The organism is Solibacillus sp. (genome assembly GCF_040273735.1).
In the GTDB taxonomy this organism is placed as follows: Bacteria; Bacillota; Bacilli; order Bacillales_A; family Planococcaceae; genus Solibacillus.
This window is the reverse complement of the sequence record NZ_JBELZM010000002.1, coordinates 408,394-418,832: the sequence shown is the minus strand read 5'-3', so window position 1 is coordinate 418,832 and position 10,439 is coordinate 408,394. Positions and strand designations below refer to the sequence as shown.

Sequence of the window (10,439 nt, the reverse complement as noted above, 5' to 3'; positions counted from 1 at the left end):
TTATCAGTTTCTGTTGACTGAAACTCTTTGGCCTCTTCAATCATTTTATCCTTAATTTACTTTAAAAGCTCACCTGACTCAAGTATTCGAGCATTAAAAGCTAATCCATCTGACTCTATCATCTCTAAAATCTTATCCCTTACTAACTTATTATAGACAGGCATTACCTTCAGCTCCTATATGTAATTTATAGCCTAACATTCTCCTTCAAATATATCAGATGAGCATTGAAATCAGATTTATTGACCCAAAGTCATTTGTTCGCCTTCGTAAAGGGTAAATGTACCCCCTCCCAAAGGGACCGATTGCTTAGTGTTGAAATAATTATTTAGACGAAAATTGAATATTCAACAGGTTTAACAAACCCTAGTTTCCATATAGCCATCCAAAATTGAATATACGAAAGTTGGACAAGTTATATTATTTTTATTTAATGTTCTTTTTAAAATTTCAAATTCACTTTGTTGATTAAGTAAAATCATAAAAATACCCCCTTCCCTATTATTAAGTTGACAGACATAATCTATCCTTTTATGGGGCTAACCATATGCACTTCTACCGTAGGCTATATTGTGAAAAAAGATACAAGAACATGTAGATTTTATGAAAATGTGCTTACATAAACTTTTTTGGAATACTTGTGAAAACCGAATTATTGACTCCGAAAATCGAATTTCCCATTAGGTACATCAAGAGTATGCCCATTAATTACTACTGTTTTATTATTTAACCACTCAATTTTGGCTGTTGATTCTCGATAACTCCAGTAGATATTTTTTGTTTTACCATCACGCTCATTAAATACTAATTCACCTCGTACTGCATCAGAACTTAAGCTTGGACTCGATACATAGGCTTTTAAAGTATATGTACCATCCGGAGAGGTTTGTTCCGTAAGATATTCACCAGTTGGCAACCTACTCATTTCGAAAAATGCCCAATAGACTCCATATCCAATAAACCCCATAAAAAAAATAATGATAATCAGTGAAATTTTCACTATTTTTTTTCGCTTTGACCCTTTTATCGTTGATTTAGCAGCCATCCAATAAACCCCTTTTGTAATTTTGAGGAGAATAATAATTCCTTTTATTGTAGACTTTTTTAACTTTATTTAGTTCCTATAGCGTACGATTCTTAAATAATTAGCCTTTGACTATTTTAATTTATTTATTAAGATTTCCTTATGGATATTTGATAAACTTATCAATTCAAAGTTCTTATTATTTATTAACTCAGTAATAGTGTTGGCTTCTTTCAAAGCTAAATTGTAAAGGGATTTATTAATAATGCCATTTAAATAAGCCTCTTCTAGTTCGTCACCATCTTTTTGAATTACTTCTCCAGAAGGTAACAAAATAATATCCAAATATAAATCATCCATCCAGGGAATATTTCTTTCTATTCCATTTTTTATACAAATATCTATATACCATTGCACAATATTCCCACTAGCGTCAAACATGGTTGTTACTGCATGCTTTTTGTCTATGGGGAATTGTTGTAGCCACATATAACCATCATCACAAATACAAATATCATTTTCTCCATACCTAGCTGATAATGGTTTAGTGACCTCAATAGTATGTAGTAGAGTGATATACCCCTTAAATTCCTTTGAATCAAGATAAGATTGCGCATATTTTCTCTTTGAGATTCTTTTCCATTCTGAACGATCCCCATACTTCCTCTTCATCCGATCCTCCGTTCACTTATGCTGCAGGCGGAATAAAACAGCTGCAAAAAGAGCTATACCAACAATCGAACTGCAGATAAACAACACACTTGATTGCGTCCCTAACATACTGCCACCCATTTCGTAAACAACTCCGTAAGTTAGCATATAGGAATCAATTGCCTCTTCCGCATTCCCAAACACCGCTCGCAAAGAATCTTCCATTAAAAGCTGACGTAGCAAAACTGCAACGTGACTGACAGGAAATAATTGAATGACGGTTTGAATTGCTTTCGGGAGCACCCCCATCGGAACATAGACTGCGCATAAAAAGCCAATTAGTGTACCAACCAGTGAATTTACTGTTGAAAATGCTTTTGCAGATTTCGCCAAAAGTACGATCACTAAATTAATCATTGCACTCAGCAACACGCCAAGAATTATCACACCGAATAGTTGCATGAGCTTCCATACACTCGGCAGCTCCGCACCAAGCGTCAATAAATATATTTCACATACAATAAAAGCAATAGATGTCATTATAAACCCAATCATGACCGAGCTGATGACATAGCTTAATTGAATTGAAAACCGGGATGCGGATGTAACAAGAAAATCAGCTGTACGCTTTGATTCCTGATCACTTACGAATATAGCAAATACTGCTAGTGTTGATGTCATGGCTGTCATTGTTAAAATCCCCGCAATCATCCATTGACTTACAACTAATTCAACTGCTGGCGTCACTTCAATTACCTGACTAATCGCATCAATTTGCAGCTTCTGTAAAAAGACTATAAATAAACCGATTGAAATCAAAACAGACAGCAACGAGAAAAAGACGAGCATTCTATCCCGGAAGAAGATTTTATTATTGCGAACTATTAAACTCGTCAGCATATTAATTTTCCTCCCCTGCTTCATTCGTTTCAATAAACACTTGGTCGAGCGAACCTTTAATTACTTCAAATGATGCAATAAATGGCTCGAGTTGTGCTAAAACCGGAAGCGTCGAAATTGTAGAAGCCACTTCCACCTTCCACCCGTCTTGCTGCTTTTCAGGAGCCCCAGGTAAAATGGCTGATAAATCTTCAATTGAAACAGTCGGCTTTAATACAAATTGCAAATAATCCTTTGTATAAAGCGCTTTTAACTCATTCGGTGATCCTTGTGCAATAATTTCACCCTTTTTCATGATGACAATATCATCTGCATGTGCTGCCTCTTCCATATAATGTGTTGTCAAAAATATGGTCATGCCTATTTCTTTGCGCAACCGCTCAATAGTAGCCCAAACAAATTGACGGGTAAATGGATCAAGTCCCGTCGTCGGCTCATCTAAAAATAATAGCTTGGGCTTATGAATTATTGCCCGCGCAATATCTGCTCGACGACGCTGCCCGCCTGAAAGCGAACCGTATTTTTTATGCTCGATGTCTGCAAGCTGTAAATACTGCTGCACAAAATCATAATTTTCCTGTAATAGTGGCTTCGGTAAACGATAAAAACGGCCACGATGCAGAATATTTTCCTTCACTGTCAATTGATCGTCTAAAATACTTTCCTGAAATACAATACCAATCGTTCGGCGAATCGCATCATTTCCTTTCAGTGTACCAAGTTTATGTCCATCGATTGAAACCGTTCCGCTCGTTTTCTCTAACAGCGTACATAACATTTCAATTGTCGTTGATTTACCTGCTCCATTACTTCCAAGAAACGCAAATAAAGCCCCCTTTTGCACTGAAAAGCTGATCCCTTTTACGGCTTCGAATTCCCCATAGCGCTTAGTTAACTGTTGGACATCAATCATTATTTGCATGTTACTCACCCCGATGTTGAAGTTGACTGTTCATTTTTCGAATTGCACGCTTTTCGTCGGTATAATAATACAGCCAAACGATAAGATAAATAACCGAAGCGCGAGCGTATAATAATAAGATAGATTTACCGTTATCAAGTTCAAACCAGCTGCCATAATACCCTATGATAAAGACTGCCGTTACAGTAACAGCGTAATGAATCAAAAGTACAACAAACATTGACCAGTCCAATTTATACAGTTGATTTGCTACTGCTATGACAATTCCTAGTAGGACTGCATAGAAAAACTGATTTACAATCGTTTCACTCATCCAGTAATCATTCGGCGACTTTAAAGAAATAAGCATGATGATGAAATAGGATGAACATAAACTTATCAAAATACTTTGTATTAAATTTTTCACTTGCCATTTCCCCCTAACCCAAATGCCTCTTTTAACGCTTTGAAATAATTGCGGCTTATTGGAATCGTAACCCCATTTTCAAGTGTAAGTTGCGGGTTGCCAAGCACCTTCGACTGGATGGAAGCAATTTTCTCGAAATGCACAAGTGTTGCCTTATTGACACGTATCAGCTGTGTTGAAAATCGCTGCTCCAGCTCGTACAGCTTATGTTTCACTTCCAGTTCCTGCTCATCCGTTTGGATATAAACTTTCCCTTGTTCGCTGAAAATACTGTACACATCCTGCAATTTTATCAAATGAATATCTCCATCAATGTAGCCGGCAATTGTATCATTTTTCGTTGCTTGATTAAGCTTCTTCATCAGCTGCGTGACTTGCTCATCGTATTCCGGCGCATGGACATGAACTTCGATTTCCGAAAGCTGCTGCTCAATATGTAAATGGATTTTCATAAGTCCTCCCTCTTGATTTGTAGTATAGCACCGCTTTTCTACAGATTTTGTAATTGGTGTTAACAAGTAGAAAGCTGTTTGTAAGATGTAAATTTTGGATTGTAACATGCAATTTCATTATAAGTATTATTTTCCATCAATTGTTAGTAAAATTTTTCACTACCCTTCACCTCATAGCTAAAATGAGATTCAGTATTGAACTTGGATTAAAATCCATCTTCTTACTTGGAACTTTCATACAATTTCAACGTTTGACTTATGTACTAACCTTAATGTAAGGGAGACTTTATGCTATCTAAAATTTATGTGTTAATAATTTTTACACTTCTGTTTTTATTTTTTTGTTTTATGCTGTATTTAGAAGTTTCCATGTTTTCGTTGTTACCTCATGACCAAGGTGGAATGAGTTTTTGGATGGAATTACAACACGTCTGGTATCGCTCAATTTCGTTTTATGGACTTGTAGTTATTCTTTCTCTGTTGTTTTATTTAATAATAAAATGGATTAAGGACAAAAAGGAAAACTAAGTTAGAAAATCGGAAGTTAAACTTTCGTAGCTATTGAAGGAATAATAAAACAGCAACCTCCTGTATAATCAGGAGATTGCTGTTTTTTTAAATATATTTTTTTTGATGCCCTTCAAGATTATAAGTCGATTGGTTCGCCGCCTGTTACCCCGTAAATCTGTCCGGTAATGTAGCTTCCTTCATCGGACGCTAGAAGGACATATACTGGGGCAAGCTCTGCCGGCTGTCCTGCACGACCAAGTGGTGCATTTTGACCAAATTCAGGGATTTTGCCATCCGGTTGTCCATTATCCAACTGCAGCGGTGTCCAGATCGGGCCTGGCGCAACTCCGTTCACACGTACCCCTTTAGAAGCAAAGTACGCAGAAAGGTTTACTGTAAAGTTGCTAATTGCACCTTTTGTAGATGCATAGTCCATTAAAAATGTGGATGGATTGTACGATTGAACCGATGTCGTCGTAATAATCGCACTTCCTGGTTCCAAATGCTCTTCAGCAGCTTTAACGGCTTCAAACATGCTGATAACATTTACTTTGAATGTATCTTCTACTTGTTTGATTGTTAAATCGCTAAGTGTCTTTTGTGCAATCTGCTGTCCTGCATTCAGGACGAGTGTGTCCAATCCGCCAAAAGCTTGCACTGTTTTTTTCACCATTTCTGTCGCCGCGCCATCTTCACGCAAGTCATATGGCAGCAACAAGGCTTTTTGACCGGCTTCTTCAATTAATGCTTTTACTTCATTTGCATCTTCTTCTTCACCTGGGAAGAACTGAATTGCTACATTTGCGCCTTCGCGTGCATAAGCAATAGCGGCAGCACGACCAATTCCGGAATCGCCACCGGTAATTAATGCATTTCGCCCTTCCAGACGATTATGCCCTTTATATGATTTTTCTCCACAATCAGGTTTTGGACTCATTTCATTTTGTAGCGCTGGAGTACTCTGTTCTTGATCCGGGAATTTCTCCGTATGAAATTTTTTTCGTGGATCGTTTAAATTTGGGTTTCCCATCAAAAATCATCTCCTATATAGTTAGTACAAAATTGCAAGGATAAATTCCGTAAGGTTTAAACTGCTTATCGGATTTCCTTCACAAAAACTGTTACATTTTTTGAATACCCTGTATGAATTACTTTAAACAGTTTCAGACCTTATTCCTCATTTAAATCAATTGTGCACATCTTTTATTGTGTTTCCGGGAAAAATACTTGTGCTGTGCTGATATCCACCAGTGTAGGACCCTTCGTATTGAGTGCTTCTTCCATCACAGACTCCAGCTCGGTATCTGAAGCAGGTCGTAACCCTTTCCACCCACAAGCTTCTGCCAATTTCACAAAATCTGGGTTTGTTAAATCAACACCTACTTCTTCCTTCTTAGCAACTTTCAGCTTGTCCCTCTCCATCTGCAGACTTTCATTGTTTAAGACAACGACCGTAATATCAAGTTCATAGCGAGTTGCTGTCAATAAATCTGCAAGCACCATTTGAAGACCTCCGTCGCCAACAATCGCCACTACTTGTTTTTCTGGCTTAATGAGCTTGGCGGCCATCGCAGCCGGAAGACCAAAGCCCATTGTTCGCCAGTAACCGGAAAATAATACAGATTGGTCTTTTTGTTTGAAGTTACGATTCGTCCATACTGTATTATCTCCTGTATCCAGTGCGAGAATAGCATCCGGTGCTACTGTTCGGTCTATGGCACGGATAATTCGGGAAGGATGAACAGGATAACCTTGAGTATTGCCCTCCTCCTCATTTTGCGCTGCCCATTTTTCTTTTGCTTGCTGTAAGTGGGCTACCCAGTCCTCAGAGCGGGAGAATTCTTGCAGGCTCTCCGCTAAAATTGGAATAACTTCTTCTGTTTTACCCATGATTCCTAGTTCTGTCGGAATTTCTTTTACAAACTTATCAAATTGGCGGTCGATCTGTATAATTCGTGCATCTGTTGGCACAAACCCTTCCGGCCACCAAGTCGTGCCCGCAAGAAGTACTACATCTGCCTGCTTAAATACATCAGCAGCATAAGGATTCCCGCCTTCGCCAATACCTTGTAAAACAAGCGGTGAAGATTCATCAAACAAACCTTTTCCGCCCAAACTTGTTAGAATGCCGGCTCCCCAAAGATCTGCCAGTTTCTCCAAATCCGTTGAAACAGAAGTGGCACCTAAACCAGCTAGAATCATTGGTCGCTTCGCTGTTCTCATAATGTCTGCTGCGTGTTTCAGACTTTCATTAGTAAAGCTGGAAGCACCTTCAATTACATCCGGCAATCGACGCGGCTCACCCTTAGCGGGCATCATCATAATATCCTTTGGTATCGATATATGGGTTACAACCCTTTGTCCGAGAGATGTTCGCGCTGCTTTTTGCAGAACTTCAATCGTCGCATCCGGGTTGGCCAGATTTGCAGAATAAGCTGCAAAAGGCTTCACAAGCTCCTGCTGGTCAATATATTGCGGATATTCCGTGCCGATTTTACTACTTTCGGCTTGACCAGTAATTGCAAGTACAGGCGCTCTGTCTGCATGCGCATCACCAAGTCCATTTATAAGATTTGCTGCACCTGGTCCCATCGTTGCAGTACATACACCAAGACCACCAGTCAGTTTAGCTTCTGCAGACGCCATAAAAGCAGCTGTCGACTCATGTTTGACGGCAACGTATTTAATTTTATCCTGTTTTGCCAGTGCATCGATGAGCCCGAATGTCGCATCACCTACAACCCCATATATCCGTCGTACTCCGAACATATACAATTGATCAAGCATCAATTCTGAAACTGTTCGCTCTGTTTTTCCCATGATAGATGAACCTCCTTGATAGACTTTCCTAACCTGCCAGTTATAAGTCTATTTTATATTTTTGTTCACATTTTTTAACTTTCCCTAAATCATTGGAGTTAATCTTCCTTTTTTCAAACAGAGGTTATGTAATATCGCGTTGGCAAATTTTATCAGGTAATATATAATGATTGAACTTATGGAAATATCTTTTGTTCGTGGTTTTTTAGACGTTGTGCTATATTCAAATTGTCAGGAGTGATTTGATGAAGAAATTTTTAACTGTTACTGTAATTATTCTTGTTTTACTCGGAGCAGCCGGTTATGCTGTGTGGCATTTTGGGACAAATATCGCTTCCGAAAAAATCGTCGAACAAGTAGAAGCTAATTTAAATGATGAAGACAAAGAAGAAGTGAAATCCTATATCGCAAAAGTTCCGAAGCTGCAGGAAATTGTAAACGAAGCGGCAACTACGGACCCCGATTCTCTCCCCTTCCAAACGAAGGAAGAAGCAACTCGTCTGTTAATAAAAAAAGTAGGCATTAATCGATTACTAGCGATTCAGGAGCAGGCGCAAAACGGTTCAATTAGTATCGATGAAGTAGTTTCTGAAATGGAAGGTACGCTGTCAGAAGATGAAATTTCTGCGTTAAAATATGTTTTATATAAGGAATTGTATAACAATTAGTCGGCTCGCAGTCATTAGCAACATCTTTAAATTGATAAACTCAAAAATAAAACTCGCTTTCGTATTAACGGAATCGGGTTCTTTTTAATTCAATGTATTTTTCTTTGCATATAGCCATAATAAGTTATATTTACTTTGCATTATCCTAAATTTTCTTAGTTAGGAGGAACTAATATAAAAAAGTGGCCATATATTTTAGGCATTTTTACTTTCGTTATATTTTGTATTTTATGGATAACGTTTGAAACAACTTTCATTCAAGCTTTTGACAAAGGCGCTTTTGAATTATTGTACGGAAACAAATTCATTACAATGTTTCATCATATAGGTGAAACTAATTTTATTTTTACCGTCGCAATCATTCTTTCTATCTTAATTTGGATTTACAAAAAAGACTATAAATTGATTGGGTTTGTTATTGTTTCTGTAGGTGGAGGATACGCATTATATCAACTATTAAAACGCCTAATTGAGCGGCCGCGCCCGGATATAGCGGATCAATTTTCTACATTTAGTTTTCCTTCAGGTCATGCAGTACATGGTTTATTGTATATATTTACGATCGCATATGTACTAAACCGTCTTTACACATTAAACAAAGCATCACTGATTGTTTGGATTGCAGCTATTATCTTAGCTTTACTAATTGGAATTTCCCGAATTACTGAGGCACGTCACTTCGCTTCAGATGTAATAGCTGGTTGGTCACTTGGCTATAGCTGGTTTATTCTTTGCGTATGGTTTTATATAAAAAGCAATAAAATCGGACGCTCAGAAGATAACCATTCGGATTCTTAGATTAGTTGAAACAGTACAGTGTAGGCCTTCCTTCTAATAATTTTAGAAAATTAGGTGAGAATAGGAACAGCACTAGGTTAGAAGGATGTGACACTGTGGACTTTTTTTACGCACAAGAATCTCTTACTGCAATTCAATGGATATTAAGGGCAATTGTCGCCTTTATCTTTTTATTTTTTGTAGTCAAAATAATGGGATTACGTTCGTTTTCCCAACTTCGATTACTTGATTATGCAATGGCAATACTTATTGGTAATATTATTGCCCATCCACTATCAGATGAAGGGCTAGGATTAGAAGGCTCCTTAATTTCCATGACTGTTTTAGTCATCCTTTATTTAGCTTGTATATATGTAATGAGAAAGTTTATACCGTTCAGAGAATTTGTAGCGCCTCCTCCAATCCCTCTAGTTAAAAATGGAGAAATTAATGTAAAGAATTTAAAAAAAGCAAGAATCACAATCGATGTTATTTTATCTGAAATGAGAAAACAAAGTATTTCGGATATCAATAAAATTGCATTAGCACTATGGGAACCGGATGGAGAAATTTCAATTTTCCTGTCACCTGACCATCAGCCTGTAACAAAGTCTGATCTCAACATTACATTCCAACCTTTTTCCTATCCAATGACGATTATTAAAGAGGGCAAGATTAATTATGAAGCGTTAAGTAATTCCGTCTATACAGAAGAAACCCTTAAAAACACCGTAAACAAAACTTATAATGTAGAAATTAATGCGATATTACTTGCAACAATCGATCAAAATAATCAACTGCAAATCTTCCTCAAATAGTTAGGTTCTTTTGCATTGTGAGTGCTGGAATTTCATCACCATTTTTATTAATGATGATTTCTTCCTTCACAATTTTATAACCTAGTTTTGAATAAAGCGCGATATTGTTCTTTTCACTTTTTCGAACTTTGCATTTTGAAACAAATATATTATTTTGTACAGCGTAGTCTTCTAAGTATTTCACCAAGTTAGTTGCTACGCCTTTCCCCTGGTTTTTAGGTAACACAGACAATCTTGAGAAATAAATGAATTCCTTATTTACAATACATTTCACGAGTGCTATTAATTCATCGTTATCGTATACCCCGAACATTTCTGTCCCTTGTTTGATCTCAGTACTAATGGAGTCTGCTGTTTCATTTAAAGCACTGGAAGGTTGTGGATCTGTTTCATAACGCTTGAATGCTTGATGGATAACTTTTACTGCTTTTGCTGGGTCAATACTCATTTCAATTTTCAAATTAACACTCCTCCCAATAAATATAAATACT

13 protein-coding genes are annotated in these 10,439 nt (G+C 37.4%); 3 read left to right on the top strand and 10 right to left on the bottom strand.

Translation table 11 applies throughout. The annotated features are described in order from the left end of the window. Positions 1–356 precede the first annotated feature (356 nt). The 9 genes from ABS917_RS04285 to ABS917_RS04245 form a co-directional block, all read right to left on the bottom strand. Complete coding sequence (locus tag ABS917_RS04285; RefSeq protein WP_350477826.1) at positions 357–482, bottom strand: hypothetical protein; 126 nt, start codon at positions 480–482, stop codon at positions 357–359. Positions 483–652: 170 nt separating this feature from the next. Next, entirely contained in the window at positions 653–1,045 is a 393-nt protein-coding gene (locus ABS917_RS04280) for a DUF5412 family protein (protein ID WP_350477825.1), read from the bottom strand. Between the two features lie 111 nt (positions 1,046–1,156). Continuing rightward, positions 1,157–1,696 (bottom strand): ribonuclease FAU-1 family protein, encoded by a 540-nt coding sequence (locus ABS917_RS04275; RefSeq protein WP_350477824.1) that lies wholly within the window; start codon positions 1,694–1,696, stop codon positions 1,157–1,159. A gap of 12 nt (positions 1,697–1,708) precedes the next feature. Continuing rightward, positions 1,709–2,575, bottom strand: a complete 867-nt coding sequence (locus tag ABS917_RS04270) for an ABC transporter permease (protein WP_350477823.1) — start codon at positions 2,573–2,575, stop codon at positions 1,709–1,711. Between the two features lies 1 nt (position 2,576). Further along, the gene (locus tag ABS917_RS04265) at positions 2,577–3,497 is read right to left on the bottom strand and encodes an ABC transporter ATP-binding protein (RefSeq protein WP_350477822.1); all 921 of its coding nucleotides are present in this window, start codon (positions 3,495–3,497) and stop codon (positions 2,577–2,579) included. A 1-nt stretch (position 3,498) separates the two neighbouring features. Then, positions 3,499–3,903, bottom strand: a complete 405-nt coding sequence (locus ABS917_RS04260; protein WP_350477821.1) for a DUF3021 domain-containing protein — start codon at positions 3,901–3,903, stop codon at positions 3,499–3,501. Then, positions 3,900–4,355, bottom strand: a complete 456-nt coding sequence (locus ABS917_RS04255) for a LytTR family DNA-binding domain-containing protein (RefSeq protein ID WP_350477820.1) — start codon at positions 4,353–4,355, stop codon at positions 3,900–3,902. The genes ABS917_RS04260 and ABS917_RS04255 overlap by 4 nt, the downstream gene beginning before the upstream one ends. Positions 4,356–5,001: 646 nt before the next feature. Beyond that, a complete protein-coding gene (locus ABS917_RS04250; protein WP_350477819.1) occupies positions 5,002–5,895 on the bottom strand; it encodes an SDR family oxidoreductase in 894 nt (297 codons plus the stop codon). Positions 5,896–6,068: 173 nt separating this feature from the next. Beyond that, entirely contained in the window at positions 6,069–7,685 is a 1,617-nt protein-coding gene (locus ABS917_RS04245; RefSeq protein ID WP_350477818.1) for a thiamine pyrophosphate-binding protein, read from the bottom strand. Between the two features lie 245 nt (positions 7,686–7,930). Here ABS917_RS04245 and ABS917_RS04240 point away from each other — a divergent pair, with 245 nt between their 5' ends. From ABS917_RS04240 to ABS917_RS04230, 3 genes are all read left to right on the top strand, one after another. Continuing rightward, positions 7,931–8,353 carry a hypothetical protein gene (locus ABS917_RS04240; RefSeq protein ID WP_350477817.1) on the top strand — a complete coding sequence of 141 codons (423 nt, stop codon included), beginning with the start codon at positions 7,931–7,933 and terminating at the stop codon, positions 8,351–8,353. A gap of 402 nt (positions 8,354–8,755) precedes the next feature. Further along, on the top strand, positions 8,756–9,151 hold the full coding sequence (locus ABS917_RS04235) for a phosphatase PAP2 family protein (RefSeq protein ID WP_350477816.1): 396 nt from the start codon (positions 8,756–8,758) through the stop codon (positions 9,149–9,151). Between the two features lie 95 nt (positions 9,152–9,246). Then, positions 9,247–9,948, top strand: coding sequence for a DUF421 domain-containing protein (locus ABS917_RS04230; RefSeq protein ID WP_350477815.1), 702 nt, complete (start codon positions 9,247–9,249; stop codon positions 9,946–9,948). Here the strand turns inward: ABS917_RS04230 and ABS917_RS04225 are convergent. Beyond that, positions 9,941–10,408 (bottom strand): GNAT family N-acetyltransferase, encoded by a 468-nt coding sequence (locus ABS917_RS04225; RefSeq protein ID WP_350477814.1) that lies wholly within the window; start codon positions 10,406–10,408, stop codon positions 9,941–9,943. The two genes, ABS917_RS04230 and ABS917_RS04225, sit on opposite strands and share 8 nt — an antisense overlap. Between the last annotated feature and the right edge of the window lie 31 nt (positions 10,409–10,439).

What these genes read in the sequence shown, in the direction of transcription:
- ABS917_RS04285 (WP_350477826.1), bottom strand. Translation starts at nt 482, where the DNA reads ATGATTTTACTTAATCAACAAAGTGAATTTGAAATTTTAAAAAGAACA.
- ABS917_RS04280 (WP_350477825.1), bottom strand. Translation starts at nt 1,045, where the DNA reads ATGGCTGCTAAATCAACGATAAAAGGGTCAAAGCGAAAAAAAATAGTG.
- ABS917_RS04275 (WP_350477824.1), bottom strand. Translation starts at nt 1,696, where the DNA reads ATGAAGAGGAAGTATGGGGATCGTTCAGAATGGAAAAGAATCTCAAAG.
- ABS917_RS04270 (WP_350477823.1), bottom strand. Translation starts at nt 2,575, where the DNA reads ATGCTGACGAGTTTAATAGTTCGCAATAATAAAATCTTCTTCCGGGAT.
- ABS917_RS04265 (WP_350477822.1), bottom strand. Translation starts at nt 3,497, where the DNA reads ATGCAAATAATGATTGATGTCCAACAGTTAACTAAGCGCTATGGGGAA.
- ABS917_RS04255 (WP_350477820.1), bottom strand. Translation starts at nt 4,355, where the DNA reads ATGAAAATCCATTTACATATTGAGCAGCAGCTTTCGGAAATCGAAGTT.
- ABS917_RS04250 (WP_350477819.1), bottom strand. Translation starts at nt 5,895, where the DNA reads ATGGGAAACCCAAATTTAAACGATCCACGAAAAAAATTTCATACGGAG.
- ABS917_RS04245 (WP_350477818.1), bottom strand. Translation starts at nt 7,685, where the DNA reads ATGGGAAAAACAGAGCGAACAGTTTCAGAATTGATGCTTGATCAATTG.
- ABS917_RS04240 (WP_350477817.1), top strand. Translation starts at nt 7,931, where the DNA reads ATGAAGAAATTTTTAACTGTTACTGTAATTATTCTTGTTTTACTCGGA.